This window comes from Acinetobacter sp. 1124_18A (assembly GCF_052824995.1).
In genome coordinates this window covers 79,157-96,497 of record NZ_VTDF01000008.1, presented here as the reverse complement: position 1 = coordinate 96,497, position 17,341 = coordinate 79,157, and the positions used below count along the sequence as shown (strand labels likewise).

Genomic DNA, 17,341 nt, shown 5'->3' with positions numbered 1-17,341 from the left:
CAAATTGCGGGATTTTTTATATCAGGATTTATTAAGCACCTGTTTGATAACTTGCTTGCGGTACAGCCGTTGAAGCTTGATATGGGTTGGTAAAGTCTTGCAAACCTGCCGCCGCTTCTTGTACGTCTTTGCCTTCTTTTACGACAAAACTATCAAAACCAGAACGTTTTAAGTAGTTTAAAACATCCTTAAACACATCACCTGTTGCACGTAACTCACCTTGGAAACCTTGGCGACGTAACAATGCTGCAAATGAGTAACCTCGGCCATCACCAAAACCAGCAAACTCAATGAAAATTGCATCAAGTTCATTTAATGGGAAAGTATGATTTTCAGGTGAATCATTCACAGTCACATACAAAGCTTTTTTGCCTTGAACGTTAGCTAATTGGTCAAGTTGAGCCGTTGTTACTACAACGTCACCTTGAGGAATAACACCATCTTCAGCAATGATTTGATAAGTATTATCTGCAATCGTGCCATCTTTATAAAGCACAGGTAGAGCTGTATTAAGCATATGCACGCTCCTTAAATGGTTGAATTCCTACGCGGCGATATGTATCAACAAAACGCTCACCTTCCGTACGTAAATCAAGATAAGTATTTAATACTTCCTCAATTACATCAGGCACAACATCTGCTGCAAATGATGGCCCTAAGATGTCACCGATTGATGCATCATGGTCAGAATTACCACCTAATGTAATTTGGTAAAATTCAGCGCCTTTTTTATCTACACCTAAAATACCGATGTTACCTACGTGGTGATGACCACAAGCATTCATACAACCAGAAATATTTAGATCTAAATGACCAAGATCATAAACTTTGTCTAAGTCATCGAAACGGCGTGTAATTGCTTCAGCAATTGGAATTGATTTCGCATTTGCAAGTGAACAGAAATCACCACCTGGGCAACTAATAATATCGGTAATAAAACCAATATGTGCACGTGCCATATTTTGCTGTTCAAGTGCTTGCCATACATCAAACAAATCTTTTTGAGGCACATCTGCTAAAGCAATATTTTGTTCGTGCGTCGTGCGAAGTTCACCGAATGTATATTTATCAGCAAGGTCTGCAATAAAGTTCATTTCTTCGGTGGTCATATCACCCGGTGCGATACCTGCACGTTTTAGAGAAATCGTAACGATACGATAGCCCTTCACTTTATGCGCATGTGTGTTGATGTTGAACCATTGCTTGAATTTTGGATGCTCAGCAAATAAAGCGGTAAAGTCTTCATCGGCTAAATCTTGATAGTCAAATGGAATGAACTCCTCATCCAGTTTTTTCAAGATTTCTGGCTGAATTCTTAATGATTCACGTGTATGTTCAAATTCAGCTTCAACTTTCTGTGCAAATACTTCAGGAGTTAATGCTTTAACTAGAATTTTGATACGTGCTTTATATTTGTTATCACGACGACCATGTAAGTTATAAACACGTAAAACCGCTTCTAAGTAAGCAATTAAATCTTCACGTGGTAAAAACTCGCGAATAACGCTACCAATGATTGGAGTACGGCCTAAACCACCACCAGCCATAATTTTATAGCCGATTTCACCCGCTTCATTACGCACAATATAAACACCAATATCGTGGAATGCAGTTGCCGCACGGTCTTTTTCTTCAAGTGCAGAAACGGCGATTTTGAACTTACGTGGCAAGAATGCAAATTCAGGGTGGAATGTACTCCACTGACGAATCAATTCACATGTTGGACGCGGGTCTGCAATTTCACCAGCAACCACACCTGCATATTGGTCAGTCGTTGTGTTACGAATACAGTTACCACTGGTTTGAATGGCATGCATTTGTACAGTTGCAAGTTCAGCCAAAATATCTGGTACATCTTCAAGTGCAGGCCAGTTCAACTGGATGTTTTGACGTGTAGATACGTGTGCATAACCACGGTCATAAGCAGTTGAAACTTCAGCAACTTTACGTAATTGCTTAGAATTCATTAAGCCATACGGCACAGCAATACGCAGCATAGGCGCATAGCGTTGCACATATAAACCATTTTGCAAACGTAACGGACGATATTCATCTTCAGAAAGTTTGCCAGCTAAATAGCGTTCAGTCTGATCACGGAACTGAGCAACTCGTTCATTAACCAGCTGCTGGTCGAAATCGGTATATAAATACATGGCGTATGGCTAGTAGATTCATTATTAAGGCAGATAGCATAGCGAGCTTTCATTCATCAATAAAATGCTTTTTTTGCATATTTAATAACGGTTTTATTGATAAGCTTTAATATAAATAGATATAAAAAAAGCCCGGATAAATCCAGGCCCTTTCTATAGAAGCTTTTTATTTGTTATCTGGTAAGGCATAAGCCACTAAATAGTCGCCCATTTTGGTACCAAATGAACCATGACCACCGGCCATAATCACAACATATTGCTTACCATTAATTTCATAAGTCATTGGTGTTGCTTGTCCACCTGCTGGTAAACGTGCTTCCCAAAGTTTCTTACCATTAGTAACGTTAAACGCACGTAAGTAGTTATCTTGAGTTGCACCAACAAACATAACATTACCAGCAGTAGAAATTGAACCACCTAAACCAGGCACACCAATTTTCACAGCTGGTAACTGGAACAAGTTCGGTAAGCTGTCACGAATTGTACCAATACGTTTTTTCCATACTACTTCATGGGTTTTCAAATCTACGCCAGCTACATATCCCCAAGCCGGTTGTTTACAAGGTAAACCAAGCGGAGATAAGAATGCGCTAATTTCAACACCATAAGGTACGCCGTACATCGGTTGTACGCCCTGCTCAGTTCCCGCACCTTTTGCAGTTTGTGCACGGTTTGGATCAGCAGGAATTAAACGACTGACGAATGGCAAACCAATCGGGTTCATTACAGCAACCTGACGGTCAGGGTTAACTGACATACCACCCCATTCAAATACACCTAAGTTACCAGGGAAAACTAAAGTACCGTTTTCAGATGGTGGAGTATAAATACCATCGTAATTTAGACGTTTGAAAGATACACGACACATGAGCTGATCAAGCATAGTGGCACCCCACATATCTTTATCAGTCAATTTATCTTGTGGAGCTAAGTTCAAGTCAGAGAATGGCTGAGTTTTTGAATAATGCTCGCCTTTAGTTTGTGGTCCACGTTTAACTGTTTGTGGAACTGGTTTTTCAGTTACAGGAACAATTGGTTGACCATTACGGCGATCAAGAACAAAGGCATTACCTGTTTTAGTCAATACATAGATTGCAGGAACAGTTTGGCCAGCTTTGTTTTTGATATCAGCTAAAGATGGTTGTGATGGTACGTCCATATCCCATAAATCATGATGGGTTGTTTGGAAGTTCCACACTAATTTACCAGTTGAAGCATTAATCGCTAACATCGAGTTCGCATAACGCTCTTTCAACTCGGTACGGTCACCACCCCAGATATCTGGAGTACCTACACCTGTTGGAACATAAACGATATCAAGTTTGGCATCGTATGCTAAAGGTGCCCACGCATTTGGTGAGTTATGAACGAAATTCGTACCTTCGCCCGGCATCGCGTTTGGATCTGCTGCGCCAGTATCAAATACCCAAAGGAGTTTACCAGTGTTAACGTCGTATCCACGAATTACACCTGATGGCTCTTTATTTGAGTAGTTATCTGTTACCGAACCGGCAATAACAACAGTTGAACCAGTCACGATACCAGGAGATGTTGGGTTGTAACCACCTGGGTAAGCATATGGCATAAACTCTTGCAAGTTCACTTCACCATTTTTACCAAAGTCAGTACATGCTTTACCAGTGTCAGCATTCACCGCAACTAAACGGCCATCATTCACAGGAACAAAGACTTTACGCGGACATTGTGTAGAGTCAGATTTCTTGCTTTGAAGACTCGTTGCAAACTCAGTTGTGTTGTTTGCATCGTAATACATCACACCACGACAAGTTAAATGCTGGAACGATTTATCCGTTTTAAGCTTCGGATCAAAACGCCATTTTTCTTTACCTGTAGCAGGATCAATTGAAATTAACTGCTGGTGAGCTGTACAGATAAACATGTTATTACCGATTTTAATCGGTGTAACCTGATTGGTCGTTTCGCCAGAATCATTACCCGTTTTAAGATCGCCAGTACGTAAAGTCCAAGCAACTTTCAAATCTTTTACGTTTTGATCATTAATCTGTTTTAACGGAGAATAACGTACACCGGCTTGAGTACGACCATAAGCTGGCCAGTCACTCTCTGCTACACCTGGAACTGCTTGAGCAGTTTCTGGTTGAGGTGTCTTGATCTCACCATTAATTTCTTGCGGGTCGTTGAAAATCGAATAGACCATCAACAAGATTGCAATTGCTAGAGTTGAAGATAAGGCAACTTTACTTGATCCAAGGTTGCTGATTCCACGAGTTACGGCTGGAACCAATAACCATAAACCAAGAATACCTAAAATATCTAAACGAGGTGCAAGCGCCCAGAAGTCTGTTCCAACTTCCCAGACACCCCAAATAATGGTACCCAGCATTAAAGCAGCGTACACCCACAATGCTGTAGATGCTCGCTTATAGAGTTGCCATGCAACAATCAGGAGTAATACACCAGCAATAATATAGTAAATTGAACCGCCTAATGTAGCGAGCCAAATACCTCCAATTAACAGGAATAACACTAATAACCCAATAATAATTACGGTAAAAGTCGTTAAACCTGATCTTGAAGTAGGTTGAGTCATAAACCACCTCTTATCAATCATCATTTTTATCGGAAAGATAAGCCAAGCTTTGAATCAAAAATCGGCCTATCGATACATCTAAAACAAAACTCAGGCATAAAGAAAAAACGGAAGGTCAGGATCATTCAATCAATGATTTGGCCCTCGACAATCCGTTTTCAGAGTAATTACGCTTAGAATGCAGTTGAGAATTTAATACCGCCTACCCAAGTGTTATCACCATTTTTTAATGCACCAACATGACGAACATATTGCACATTTGGACGGATAGTCAGCCAGTTTGTCGCATGAATACCGTAGTAAAGCTCGGTATTGTATTCAGTGTCGTATTCTTTATTTTGGACATCGTTCCAATCATCGTTGATATGGATACGCGCAACACCTAATGCCAACTCATCTTGAGGACGTTGATTGAGCAAACCTTTATAGACTAAGCCTACATTTTGCATGTTATCAATTTTGTTGGTATCAGAGTCGTGGAACGTCAGGTTCACAAATCCCGTCAAACCACGGTCTGTTTGATCAGCAGGCTGGAATAATTTTTGTTTTGCAGTTACCCATACACCTTGCTTATGAGATGTTTGAGCCGTATTTGTAATTTCTTCGGCATCAGCAGTGCTGTAGTAATACCCTAAACGGTATTCACCAGCCATACTTTGAGCGCCTAATTTAGGTGACCAAACCACTTCAGCAGGAATAATTGCCCCATGTGAACCATCAGTACTTAGGTTAAAACCTTTGCCTCGGTCCAAATTTTCTGGGTTATATTCATATACACCCACTTGTGTATATAAATCGGGTTGCAAGTTATATTTAACACGCATAGCCCATTGGCTGACTGGCCAGTTATACCACTGATCACCAACCCAGTTGCCCACTTGCGAGCCACAAAGCGCCAAGTTCTGGAAATCACAGTCAAAACTATTAAAGTCTTCACCTTCCCCAAAACGACCAACTTTAACGTCTAACTTCTGATCCATGAATTTTTTCTTGATCCACAAATCTGTTAAACGCCAAGTTTGCTCACGCCCCCACACTTCTTGTGCAGAACTCAAATGTCCCGCTAAAGCTGGTGAATGTTCAGAAAGTGATTGCCCATCACGATAAGTTAATGTGATTTGAGCTTCAGTATCTTGCCACCCTAAAATTTTGTTTAAATCAAAATGAGTTCCTAATGCAAGTTGCCCCGTATAAGCACTACCATGCGTCGATGTATTTTTTGAATCTAAAATACCGGCGTATTCACCGGTATATCCAAAAGAAAAATCATAACCTTGTGCTTGTAACGCGGTGCGTTGACCGTTCCAATCACCCAACATCCACGGACTATTTGGGTCGAATGCAGCAGCAGCTTGTGCGTGCTGTATGAAAAGAGTAATTGATAAAACGGATAAACAGGAAGCCATCAAGGATTTATGTGTTTTCATGTTTACATACCTTTTATGTCTTTGTTTATAAAGGGTACGCTAATTTTATGTAAAGAAATTATTCAAAATGTTAATCAATTGATTAATCTAATAATAATCTTAATACACATTGTCTATGAAATAGCCTCAGCTCTTTACCACTGCCCATCACCAAGTTTCTGACCTATAAAGGAATATCTCATTTTTGATCTTGAAAACTTAATTGGACAAGCCAATTGTGGTTCTGTATCTGCTGTATTATTTTGCAAAGGTACATCCACAATCCATCCACGTTGTTGTGCTAGGGGTGAATTTAACGCCTCATTTAGACTTAAGACAGGTTCTACACACACGTCAAGATTTGCGAATATTTCATGCCATTCTTTAAATGTTTTGCTTTTAATTTTTTCTTGAATGGCTTGTTTAACTTCTTGTCGATCTTCGGCATCTAAAGAAGCGCCTTTTTGTAATAAAAGTGGCAGATCAAGAGCGATTGATAAACCTGACATAAATTGTGGTTCAAGACTGCCAATTGAAAGATAACGGCCATCTTGCGTCATATAATAATCATAGAAAATGCCACCATTAAGCATGCCATGCTCTGGAGCCTGCTCAACCTGTGCAGCAAGCGTAGCCGAAGCAGCCATACTATTTAAGCTAGCAACACAATCGGTCATGGAAATATCAATATATTGCCCCATTCCGCTACGCTCACGTTCAACCACTGCGGCTAACATAGCAATGACCGCATGAAGTGAACCACCTGCAATATCTGCAACTTGAATACCGAGCGGTGGCGGACCACTGTCTTGTCGGCCGCTATACCCAGCAATACCAGCTAAGGCTAAATAATTAATGTCATGCCCTGCTCGGTCTTTATAGCTTCCAGTTTGTCCATAACCTGTAATTGAACAATAAATTAAACGTGGATTAATTTCTGCAAGCGTTGAGTAGTCTAATCCTAGACGGCGCATGACATCAGGTCGAAACTGCTCTATGACAATATCAAACTCAGAGATTTTGGCTTTAATGAGATCAATACTCGCTGGATCTTTTAAATCGAGAACAATCGATTGTTTATTTCGGTTCAAATAACTATGTGCCGTTGCTTGCCCATTTGCATAGGGCGGCATGATCCGAATTAAATCTGGACGCGATGGAGATTCGATATGGATGACTTCTGCACCCATATCCGCTAAGTACATTGTGGCAAAAGGTCCGGGTAAGAGTGTCGAGAAATCGAGAACTTTAAGTCCATTTAATGCTGTCGTCATCGTTTTTTTAACCACTATTATTCATATTTTCTTTTATATTAGTTAAGCAAATATTCTAAAACAATGTCATGTTCAGCCATTTACCTTGATCATTTCGGCAATTTAACATGTAAAAAGTGCTTTTACTCTGTTGTAAATCGCCAATTTATTTTTTTAGACGGTCATTTAGGTCAATTTAAAGTGAACATCAAAGAGACTGAAGGATTCAATATGAGTCGCGATACGATTAGCATCCACTTCGTGAATGCGGCTTTGACAGGCGTAAAGCGCCTTGGCATGGATGTTGAAATGCTCCTTTCACATGTGGGCATTGAAGCGGAATTATTACGTCAACCTAAAGCTCGAATCTCACCAGAACAATACACTCGTTTTATAAAAATGTTGTGGATGGTCACACAGGATGAACACGTTGGATTTGACGTACAACCACGTCGTCTGGGCACTTTTGCCATTATGTGTCAGTTGATTATTCACGCAAAAACATTGGGCCAAGCCCTTGAACTCTCATCTCAATTTTACAAATTATTTGGCGATGAATGGTCTGTCAGCCTAGAGCGTGACAAGCATGAAGCACGTCTAGTTCCGCTCATTCCAAAAACTTTAGATCCAGATCATTTCATTACCGAAAGTATGCTTATGATTTGGCACGGTCTAGCATCATGGTTAATTGAACGCCGTTTGCCATTAGAGCGTGTTCATTTTAGCTACCCACGTCCTGCACATGCAGATGAATATGATGCATTGTTTTTTGCACCAGTCATGCAGTTTGATGCACCGCGTACTGAAATAACTTTTGCGGCTGATTATCTTGATTTGCCAATCCGTCAAGATGAAAAAACGCTTGAAGAATTCTTAAAAGCAGCGCCTGCTCAGCTTTTAGTAAAATTCAAAAATACCAACTCGCTAACTTCTCGTATTCGTGAAGTACTCAAAAGCCAGATTGGTGAAGAAATGCCAACGCTTAACGACGTTGCATCAATGTTGTATTTATCTCCTCAAACCTTACGCCGCCGCTTGGCTGCTGAAGGTAAAAGCTATCAAGGCGTAAAAGATGCCTTACGTAGAGATGCTGCAATTCACTTATTACTCAATCCTGAATTAACACTTGAAGACGTTGCTCAACAAGTTGGATTTAGTGAAACGAGTACGTTCCACCGCGCATTTAAAAAGTGGACTGGTGTAACCCCTGGCCTATATCGCCAGCTACACGGTTATCACTAATTCTTAAATCTCTTTAGTTTCACATTTAGCCCAAGTTCAACTTGGGCTTTTTTGTATTTCTATTGGCAAAAATCATCACCTGACTGGTGCGCTTATCGTCATTGCACTCGCTATTAAAACCAGTACACTCAAAACACAAATAAATTTTAAGCAATAAAAAAGGAACTGTTATGAGCGAGGCTTATATTATTGATGCCATTCGCACACCACGCGGAAAAGGAAAAAAAGACGGCTCTCTTTATGAAGTAAAACCAATTACCTTACTCACCACTTTATTAAATGAATTACAGCAGCGCCATCAACTCGATACGTCTAAAGTGGACGACATTGTTTTGGGCTGTGTAACACCAATTGGTGATCAAGGCGGTGATATTGCCAAAACAGCAGCCATTGCAGCGGGTTGGAATGATGATGTTGCTGGGGTGCAAATCAATCGTTTTTGTGCTTCAGGTTTAGAAGCAGTCAACATGGCAGCAATGAAAGTCCGCTCAGGTTGGGAAGATTTAGTGGTTGCAGGTGGCGTTGAATCAATGTCACGCATTCCAATGGGGTCCGATGGCGGACCATGGGCGTTAGACCCTGAAACAAACCTTAAGTCATCCTTTGTTCCACAAGGTATTGGGGCAGACCTCATTGCAACCTTAGATGGCTATAGTCGTGAAGATGTTGATAATTTCGCTGTGAAGTCACAACAAAAAGCGGCAGCGGCTCAATCAAATGGTTATTTCAATCACTCAGTTGTGCCAGTAAAAGATCACGCAGGTGTGGTGATTTTAGATAAAGATGAGTTTATTAAAGGTAACACCACACTCGAAGGTCTAACAAAGCTCAACCCAAGTTTTGAAATGATGGGGCAAATGGGCTTTGATGCAATCGCTTTGCAAAAATATCCAGAAGCACAGAAAATTAATCATGTTCATCACGCAGGTAACTCATCAGGCATTGTCGATGGAGCAGCTGTAGTTTTATTGGCCTCTGAAAAGGCTGTTAAAGAACAAAATTTAAAACCACGCGCTAAAGTTTTGGCGACTGCATTAGTCGGTACTGACCCAACCATCATGCTGACTGGCCCTGCGCCTGCTGCACGTAAAGCTTTAGAAAAAGCTGGTCTCACGATTGATGATATTGACCTATTTGAAGTCAATGAAGCATTCGCGGCAGTTGTAATGCGTTTTATTAATGAGCTCAACGTCCCTGCTGAAAAAGTCAACGTAAATGGCGGTGCGATTGCTTTAGGCCATCCATTAGGAGCAACAGGTGCCATGATTTTAGGCACACTACTTGATGAGCTTGAACGACAAGATAAAAAGCGCGGTTTAGCGACGCTCTGTGTTGGCGGTGGAATGGGTATTGCCACCATTATTGAACGCGTATAAAAATTTAGGGATATAAAAAATGAGTGCAATTCAATACGAAAAAAATGCCGACAATATTGTCATTTTAACGCTTGATTCAACTGGTCAATCTGCGAACACCATGAATGCCGAGTTTCGTGACTCGCTTGATGAGGCGACTCAGAAACTTAAATCAGAAACAGAACTTTCAGGTGTTATTTTCCGCTCAGCTAAGAAAACTTTCTTTGCAGGCGGTGATTTAGATGAGCTGATTCAAGTTCAGCCGGAACATGCGACTGACTTTTTCAATATGGTGGAAAAACTAAAAGGTCATTTACGTACAATTGAAACCCTAGGAATTCCAGTTGTTGCGGCATTAAATGGCACTGCGCTTGGCGGTGGTTGGGAAATCGCATTAAGTTGCCATCACCGTATTGCAATTAGTGACCCGAAAAGCAAATTTGGCCTACCAGAAGTCACTTTAGGTCTATTACCGGGTGGCGGCGGTATTGTACGTATGGTACGTCTGCTTGGGCTTCAAAATGCATTTCCATTTTTAATGGAAGGCAAACAGTTCGGTGTCGATAAAGCAAAGTCTTTAGGTTTAATTCACGATACTGCTGAAAATGAACAAGAGCTTTTAAATAAAGCAATTGCATGGGTAAAAGCGAATCCAAAATCTCAGCAGCCTTTTGATGTGAAGGGTTATAAAATTCCGGGTGGTGATCCCAAAACTCCAGCAGTTGCACAAGTTCTTGCCATTGCACCAGCCATGTTAAGAGACAAAACCAAAGGTTGTTACCCTGCTCCTGAAGCGATTATGGCTGCCGCAGTTGAAGGTGCTCAAGTCGATGTAGATACTGCACTGCGTATTGAGTCTCGCTACTTTACTCAGCTTACAACAGGCCAAATTTCTAAAAATATGATTGGTACTTTCTGGCATGGTCTAAATGCAATTAAGTCTGGTGCGAGCCGCCCTGCCGACGTTGCAAAATGGCAAGCCACTAAAGTTGGTGTGTTGGGTGCGGGCATGATGGGTGCTGGCATTGCTTATTCAACTGCAATTAAAGGCATTCCTGTTGTACTTAAAGATGTATCTGTTGAAAATGCTGAGAAAGGCAAAGCTTACTCACAAAAACTCTTAGATAAACGTGTTTCACAAGGCCGTATGACCGCAGAAAAACGTGATCAGGTTTTATCACTGATTACGGCTACAGCTTCAGCTCAAGATCTTCAAGGCTGTGATTTAATTATTGAAGCAGTATTTGAAAACCAAGAGCTCAAAGCTAAAGTCACTCAAGAAGCTGAACAATATTTAGCGCCTAATGGCGTAATGGCATCAAATACATCAACCCTACCAATTACGGGTTTAGCTCAAGCAAGTAAGGATGATAAAGCTTTTATCGGTCTGCACTTCTTTAGCCCTGTCGACAAAATGCAGTTGGTCGAAATTATTAAAGGTAAAAATACATCAAGCGACACACTTGCTAAAGCTTACGATTTTGTACAACAAATTGGAAAAACACCGATTGTTGTCAATGATAGCCGTGGTTTCTTTACCAGTCGCGTGTTTGGTACATTCATTCAAGAAGGTATGCGCTTGCTTGCAGAAGGCGTCCACCCAGCACGTATTGAAATGGCTGCCCTTAAAGCAGGCATGCCTGTTGGGCCACTCGCCATTCAAGATGAAGTGTCTTTAACCTTAACCGAACATGTTGCTAGTGAGGCCCGTAAAGCTCTGCAAGCTGAAGGAAAAGATTTACCCAAAACGTCTGTAGATGAAGTGGTTCACACCATGATTCATGAATTAAACCGTAAAGGTAAAGCTGCTGGTGCAGGTTTCTATGACTATCCGGAAAATGGCAAAAAGCATCTTTGGGAAGGCTTGAACCGTTGGCAAAAAGATCATGATATTTCTGAACAAGATATGATTGATCGCATTCTGTTTGTACAGGCGCTAGATACCTTACGTTGTTATGAAGAAGGCGTATTGGAGTCTGTAATTGATGCCAATGTCGGTTCTATTTTTGGAATTGGTTATGCGCCTTGGACGGGTGGAGCAATTCAATTCCTAAATCAATACGGCACTGATAAAGCACAAAAACGAGCTGAAGAATTAGCTGCCAAATATGGTGAACGCTTTACACCTCCAACTTTGCTAAAAACCAAAGCTGAGCAGAAACAAAATATTCAATAATTTAGTCGTATTGAATATTTAAAAACTGCATAAACCTTGCCCATATAAATATATTTTATTTATATGGGTTTTTCTTTATGACCTTTAAGATTTCAGCCTCACGCCTAAATATGCTATAAATAGACTTCATTTTTGTGCTTCTACAGCACATTCGAGAAATCCTTATGTCCGATAAAAATTCTTCCGAGTCAGCAGTTTTAGGCTGGAAATTTGTTCTGATCGTTGGTGTTTTAAGTGCGATTTTCCTTGGCTTTTTCTATTTAGCGATGAGTAATGAACCTGACTATATGCCAGGTGCACAGCGCAAAGCACAACAAGAGCAAATGCAGCAAAAAGCTGAACACTCTACAGAGCAACACGCTCAACATAGTGACGACATGCCTGAAATGGATATGCAAGAACATAAGCAATCAACTCAGTAATCAGATATTTTTCAAATGACAGATTTTTCCCGCAACGCACTGGTTGTAGAGGGTGGAGGCATGCGTGGTGCCTTTACCAGTGGTGTACTTGACGCATTTTTACAACAACAGTTCAATCCTTTCAATTTATACGTTGGCGTATCGTCTGGCTCGACCAATGTGGCCAACTACTTAGCTGGTCAACAAGGTCGTACGTTAACTTTTTATATTGATCACTCACTTCGTCCTGAATTTATCGATTACAAACGCTTCTTTAAAGGCGGTGATTTACTCGATTTAGAATGGATGTGGGAAGTTGGTGAAAAAGAACATCCTCTTGATCAGCAAAGCCTTTTTGCCAAAAATCCAGATTTTTATATGGTGTTGACGCATGCCAAAACAGGTCATGCAGAATATCTTCGTGCGGGTAAAGACAATTTGCTAAATGCGCTTCGTGCTTCTAGCTCAATTCCAGTTTTAACGCGTCATCCTGTCGACATTATGGGTGAACCTTATTTTGATGGTGGCGTTGCAGATGCCCTACCCGTTCGCTGGACGGCTCAGCAAAGTGACGTAAAAAAACTATTGGTTTTACGCACACGCCCGAAAAATTACTTTAAGGCGAGTAGTCGAGGTGATCAATTCCTCGCGAAATATGCGTTTAAACATCATTATGGTTTTGCAAACAGCTTACGTAGCCGTTGTGCTCGTTATAACGCTTCAGTCGATTTTGTTCGTGGTGAAAATCCAGAACAGCAAATTTTAGAAGTTTGCCCACCGCCACTTAAAAATATGGCTGGTCGTTTAAGCACTAATGCTAAAAAGCTTCGTTACAGCTATGAAGTCGGTTTAGAAACAGGGCTACAAGCAATTGAAAGCTGGAATGCAATGAAATAAATCCAAATTGAGATTTCTAAAAAGAAGTCTCAATTTAACTCTAAAATCATATCAATATGTGGAATACCACAATCTTCGTAAACTTGACCTTGCGCATGAAAACCTAGAGCTTCGTAAAAAGCAGTCACATACGTTTGTGCTGAAAGCTTTAAAAAAGGCAGTTTCTGATGGCGCGCATATTCAATAATATGCCGCATTAAAATTTTACCAATACCCTGCTTTCGATAAGGCACTAAAACAGCAACACGCCCTACGCTATGCTGTGGCAATAGACGTGCTGTAGCGATAGGCTGTTCTTTGTCATAAACAATAAAATGCAAAACTGTGGCATCTAAATCATCCCATTCATCTTCAGACGCAATTCCCTGCTCTTGAATAAAGACTTGCTCACGGATGTATTTCGCATCTTGCTCGAGCTGTTCCCAACCACCCGCTATAATTCTCAACATCCGTTCACCGCCCTAGCACTTGCAGCCAATATTTTCGATTGGTAGCTGGTCTTGTAATAACAATTCAAGACTTTGTTTTTCAATTCCATACATCGCTTTGAGTGCTTGAATTTGTGCCATAATTTTGGCATCAGGCTGTGAAACGTTTTTGCGTTTGGTAGCCAAAATCATTTTGTTTTTGCTGGTATGTTCAAGCGATACAAACTCAAAAACTTTAGTTTCATAGCCATACGCTTTTAAAAGTAACGCACGTAAAGTGTCAGTCAGCATCTCGGCTTGTTGCCCCGCATGAATACCAAACTGTAGCATTGGCTGTAACACTTCTGGACTTTGTAATTGTGGGCGTAACTCTTTGTGACAACACGGCGCGCACATAATCATCGAAGCATTTAAACGAATTCCAGTATGAATGGCAAAGTCAGTTGCAATATCACACGCGTGTAAGGCAATCATAACGTCTAGTTTTTCTGGCTGATAACTACGTACGTCACCTTCAAAAAAGTCTAGATGGTTAAAATGCACTTTGTCTGCAACATTCTGGCAAAACTCAACCAGATTCGGGCGCAATTCAACACCAGTAATCAATGGGGTTTTCTGCTGCTCTTGTAAATAATCATACAAAGCAAAAGTTAAATAACCTTTCCCCGAACCAAAATCGACAATGCGTAGTTCTTGCTGAGATGCATCAATTTGCTCATAAGCACTCGCAAAAATTTCAATAAATTTATTAATCTGTTTCCATTTACGCGCCATACTTGGAATGATTTGGCCTTTTTCATCAGTAATACCAAGCTCTTTTAAAAATGCATTGCCCTGCTGTACATAGCGTTGCTTTTCACGATCATGTGCCTGAACCGTTTGCGTCGCATTTACCGCCTGCTTTTTACCCATATTTAATAGCGCTTTTTTCTTATTTTTCTTGAGTTGAATTTCTTGATTAGTCGAAAATAAGTTCGCTTGCTTACATTGTATGATTAACTGCTCAATCTGCTGCAAACCATCTTCAAATGAATAGTTTTTGGTCACATCTTGGGTAGTATAATGATATAAAGCTGAAAGCTGTTTTTGCCCATGTAACTCTACAACACGGAAAGTGATTTTTTCCAGTTGTTCCAACTCTCCCTTATATTGGCTCAAGATCAAACGCTCAAAAGTTTGTTGATCAAGCATTTGCTTAATTTCATGGAAGAATTGCTGTTCTTGCTCAAAGGAAAAAACCGACACGGATATACCTAAAAATGAAGACTCATATAAGATATGAAGTTTAAAGGGTCTAGGATTAAAAATAAAATAACTTTACGACTGTTTTGTATTTCTATACATTCATATTTTTAATCAAAAAAATTAAACTTATGAGTAAATCTGTACTGGAAACTTACGATCCTAAAGAAGAACTATTTAATGCCTACAGCCATGGGGCTGGTGTCGTTATGGCAGTTGTTGCTTCTATCTTTTTAATTATGAAGGGATCTTATCTTTCAACTGCTCAGTGGATTGGTTTATGGGTATATTCATTTAGTCTCATTCTGGTTTTCACCAGCTCTACACTTTACCACTTTGCTCAAACACAGAATCTACGTTACTGGTATAAAAAGCTTGACCATACAGCCATTTATTATTTAATTGCCGGAACTTACACCCCATTCTTAAGTATCGCAATTCCTACTACAAAAGCTCATTATCTGCTGATTGCACTATGGGGCATCGCGGCAATTGGTACACTTTTCAAGTTAGTTTTTATTCATCGTTTTCAAAAAATTTCTTTGCTGGCTTATATTTTAATGGGATGGCTCGCCGTGTTTGTTATGGATGACATGCGCACTTATTTAAGTAAAGACGCATTGATTTTCTTGATTATTGGCGGATTAGCTTATACGGTTGGAGCATTGTTTTACGCGTTAAAAAAGGTAAGATATACCCATGCGATCTGGCACATTTTTGTGCTTTTAGGTGCAGGAGCACATTTTCTTGCGATCTATTGGTACATAGTTTAGTTCATTTTTCACTCTTATTCAGTGATCCTGAAAGAGTCATGGATGATGTTCTTTCACGCTATTCTTTTAGAAAAATACGTCTTTAAAAGGAATAGTAAATTAAAAAAAATTTTAACTGATATAAGGTTTTATATGGATTCAACCTCTGCGGCGGCTGCTCCGGCAGTAGCCACTAATTCAAAAACGCGAGTTTTGTTTGCAAGCTTAGTCGGTACAACCATTGAGTTCTTCGACTTTTATATCTATGCAACTGCTGCCGTTCTTATTTTTCCTCACCTATTTTTCCCTGCTAGTAGTGGCAGTGCCGCAGTTTTACAATCTTTAGCCACCTTCGCAATTGCCTTTATTGCCCGCCCCATCGGTGCAGCAATATTCGGCCATTTAGGAGACCGTATTGGCCGAAAAGCTACATTGGTTGCAGCGTTACTGACCATGGGTGTTTCAACCGTATGTATTGGTTTACTTCCTACCTATGCACAAATCGGGATTTTCGCACCCTTACTATTAGCTTTATGCCGTTTAGGACAAGGTTTAGGATTAGGGGGCGAATGGAGTGGTGCCGTTTTACTCGCGACTGAAAATGCCCCTGAAGGAAAAAGAGCTTGGTATGGCATGTTCCCGCAACTCGGCGCTCCAATTGGCTTTATTTTGGCAACTGGTTCATTTTTATTATTGAGTGCGACTATTCCTGAACAGGCATTCATGCAATGGGGCTGGCGTATTCCATTTATTGCAAGTGCTGTATTAGTGATTGTGGGCTTATATATCCGTTTAAAGCTCCATGAGACTCCAGCATTCCAAAAAGTTTTAGATAAGCAAAAAGAAGTTAATATTCCATTTAAAGAAGTCTTAACCAAACACACAGGTAAACTTATTCTTGGCACAATTGCAGCAATCTGCACGTTTGTCGTGTTTTATCTTACCACCGTATTTGCCTTAAACTGGGGAACCACAAAGCTTGGCTATGCACGCGGTGAGTTCTTAGAACTTCAACTCTTTGCCACACTTTGCTTTGCTGCATTCATTCCTTTATCAGCTATTTTTGCAGAAAAATTTGGTCGTAAAACCACGTCTATTGGCGTCTGTATTGCTGCTGCGATTTTCGGCTTGTTTTTCTCTAGCATGTTAGAGTCTGGAAATACCTTAATCGTTTTCCTTTTCTTATGTACTGGCTTGGCGATTATGGGCTTGACCTATGGTCCGATTGGTACAGTTCTTTCTGAACTTTTCCCAACTTCAGTTCGTTACACAGGTTCAGCATTAACGTTTAACTTAGCAGGCATTTTTGGTGCATCATTTGCACCACTTATAGCAACCAAGCTTGCTGAAACTTATGGTTTATATGCAGTTGGTTATTATCTTACTGCGGCATCACTTTTATCACTGGTCGCTTTCTTACTCATTCGTGAAACAAAAAATGATGATGTGAATAATCAGATCTAA

General features: G+C 40.4%; 14 protein-coding genes. 7 read left to right on the top strand and 7 right to left on the bottom strand.

Annotated features, from left to right (window positions below):
- Nucleotides 1–31 precede the first annotated feature (31 nt).
- From FY048_RS15450 to FY048_RS15430, 5 genes are all read right to left on the bottom strand, one after another.
- A complete protein-coding gene (locus tag FY048_RS15450) occupies nucleotides 32–517 on the bottom strand; it encodes a DUF934 domain-containing protein (RefSeq protein WP_446091719.1) in 486 nt (161 codons plus the stop codon).
- On the bottom strand, nucleotides 510–2,153 hold the full coding sequence (locus FY048_RS15445; RefSeq protein WP_016137167.1) for a nitrite/sulfite reductase: 1,644 nt from the start codon (nucleotides 2,151–2,153) through the stop codon (nucleotides 510–512). The genes FY048_RS15450 and FY048_RS15445 overlap by 8 nt, the downstream gene beginning before the upstream one ends.
- A gap of 166 nt (nucleotides 2,154–2,319) precedes the next feature.
- Nucleotides 2,320–4,725, bottom strand: a complete 2,406-nt coding sequence (locus FY048_RS15440; protein WP_446091718.1) for a glucose/quinate/shikimate family membrane-bound PQQ-dependent dehydrogenase — start codon at nucleotides 4,723–4,725, stop codon at nucleotides 2,320–2,322.
- Between the two features lie 173 nt (nucleotides 4,726–4,898).
- A complete protein-coding gene (locus FY048_RS15435; protein ID WP_446091751.1) occupies nucleotides 4,899–6,131 on the bottom strand; it encodes a carbohydrate porin in 1,233 nt (410 codons plus the stop codon).
- Nucleotides 6,132–6,286: 155 nt separating this feature from the next.
- Entirely contained in the window at nucleotides 6,287–7,405 is a 1,119-nt protein-coding gene (locus tag FY048_RS15430) for a CaiB/BaiF CoA transferase family protein (protein ID WP_446091717.1), read from the bottom strand.
- Nucleotides 7,406–7,615: 210 nt separating this feature from the next.
- Here FY048_RS15430 and FY048_RS15425 point away from each other — a divergent pair, with 210 nt between their 5' ends.
- From FY048_RS15425 to FY048_RS15405, 5 genes are all read left to right on the top strand, one after another.
- On the top strand, nucleotides 7,616–8,626 hold the full coding sequence (locus FY048_RS15425) for an AraC family transcriptional regulator (RefSeq protein ID WP_004789200.1): 1,011 nt from the start codon (nucleotides 7,616–7,618) through the stop codon (nucleotides 8,624–8,626).
- Between the two features lie 170 nt (nucleotides 8,627–8,796).
- Complete coding sequence (locus FY048_RS15420; RefSeq protein WP_238612553.1) at nucleotides 8,797–10,002, top strand: acetyl-CoA C-acetyltransferase; 1,206 nt, start codon at nucleotides 8,797–8,799, stop codon at nucleotides 10,000–10,002.
- A 19-nt stretch (nucleotides 10,003–10,021) separates the two neighbouring features.
- Nucleotides 10,022–12,157 carry a 3-hydroxyacyl-CoA dehydrogenase NAD-binding domain-containing protein gene (locus FY048_RS15415; RefSeq protein ID WP_446091716.1) on the top strand — a complete coding sequence of 712 codons (2,136 nt, stop codon included), beginning with the start codon at nucleotides 10,022–10,024 and terminating at the stop codon, nucleotides 12,155–12,157.
- A 164-nt stretch (nucleotides 12,158–12,321) separates the two neighbouring features.
- Entirely contained in the window at nucleotides 12,322–12,579 is a 258-nt protein-coding gene (locus FY048_RS15410; RefSeq protein ID WP_016137173.1) for a hypothetical protein, read from the top strand.
- Nucleotides 12,580–12,594: 15 nt separating this feature from the next.
- Nucleotides 12,595–13,455: a patatin-like phospholipase family protein gene (locus FY048_RS15405; protein ID WP_446091715.1), complete on the top strand. Its 861-nt coding sequence runs from the start codon at nucleotides 12,595–12,597 to the stop codon at nucleotides 13,453–13,455.
- Between the two features lie 29 nt (nucleotides 13,456–13,484).
- Here FY048_RS15405 and FY048_RS15400 read toward each other — a convergent pair whose 3' ends face one another.
- Nucleotides 13,485–13,904: a GNAT family N-acetyltransferase gene (locus tag FY048_RS15400; RefSeq protein ID WP_446091714.1), complete on the bottom strand. Its 420-nt coding sequence runs from the start codon at nucleotides 13,902–13,904 to the stop codon at nucleotides 13,485–13,487.
- A 12-nt stretch (nucleotides 13,905–13,916) separates the two neighbouring features.
- Entirely contained in the window at nucleotides 13,917–15,128 is a 1,212-nt protein-coding gene (locus FY048_RS15395; protein ID WP_446091713.1) for a class I SAM-dependent methyltransferase, read from the bottom strand.
- Between the two features lie 128 nt (nucleotides 15,129–15,256).
- On the opposite strand from FY048_RS15395, the gene trhA reads away from it, so the two are divergent.
- Nucleotides 15,257–15,898 carry a PAQR family membrane homeostasis protein TrhA gene (gene trhA, locus FY048_RS15390; protein ID WP_446091712.1) on the top strand — a complete coding sequence of 214 codons (642 nt, stop codon included), beginning with the start codon at nucleotides 15,257–15,259 and terminating at the stop codon, nucleotides 15,896–15,898.
- Between the two features lie 132 nt (nucleotides 15,899–16,030).
- The gene (locus FY048_RS15385) at nucleotides 16,031–17,341 is read left to right on the top strand and encodes an MFS transporter (protein ID WP_446091711.1); all 1,311 of its coding nucleotides are present in this window, start codon (nucleotides 16,031–16,033) and stop codon (nucleotides 17,339–17,341) included.

Bases quoted from the DNA above. Each gene is read 5' to 3' on its own strand.
- trhA (WP_446091712.1), top strand. From the start codon at position 15,257: ATGAGTAAATCTGTACTGGAAACTTACGATCCTAAAGAAGAACTATTT.
- FY048_RS15385 (WP_446091711.1), top strand. From the start codon at position 16,031: ATGGATTCAACCTCTGCGGCGGCTGCTCCGGCAGTAGCCACTAATTCA.
- FY048_RS15440 (WP_446091718.1), bottom strand. From the start codon at position 4,725: ATGACTCAACCTACTTCAAGATCAGGTTTAACGACTTTTACCGTAATT.
- FY048_RS15450 (WP_446091719.1), bottom strand. From the start codon at position 517: ATGCTTAATACAGCTCTACCTGTGCTTTATAAAGATGGCACGATTGCA.
- FY048_RS15410 (WP_016137173.1), top strand. From the start codon at position 12,322: ATGTCCGATAAAAATTCTTCCGAGTCAGCAGTTTTAGGCTGGAAATTT.
- FY048_RS15435 (WP_446091751.1), bottom strand. From the start codon at position 6,131: ATGGCTTCCTGTTTATCCGTTTTATCAATTACTCTTTTCATACAGCAC.
- FY048_RS15415 (WP_446091716.1), top strand. From the start codon at position 10,022: ATGAGTGCAATTCAATACGAAAAAAATGCCGACAATATTGTCATTTTA.
- FY048_RS15420 (WP_238612553.1), top strand. From the start codon at position 8,797: ATGAGCGAGGCTTATATTATTGATGCCATTCGCACACCACGCGGAAAA.
- FY048_RS15430 (WP_446091717.1), bottom strand. From the start codon at position 7,405: ATGACGACAGCATTAAATGGACTTAAAGTTCTCGATTTCTCGACACTC.
- FY048_RS15405 (WP_446091715.1), top strand. From the start codon at position 12,595: ATGACAGATTTTTCCCGCAACGCACTGGTTGTAGAGGGTGGAGGCATG.
- FY048_RS15400 (WP_446091714.1), bottom strand. From the start codon at position 13,904: ATGTTGAGAATTATAGCGGGTGGTTGGGAACAGCTCGAGCAAGATGCG.
- FY048_RS15445 (WP_016137167.1), bottom strand. From the start codon at position 2,153: ATGTATTTATATACCGATTTCGACCAGCAGCTGGTTAATGAACGAGTT.
- FY048_RS15425 (WP_004789200.1), top strand. From the start codon at position 7,616: ATGAGTCGCGATACGATTAGCATCCACTTCGTGAATGCGGCTTTGACA.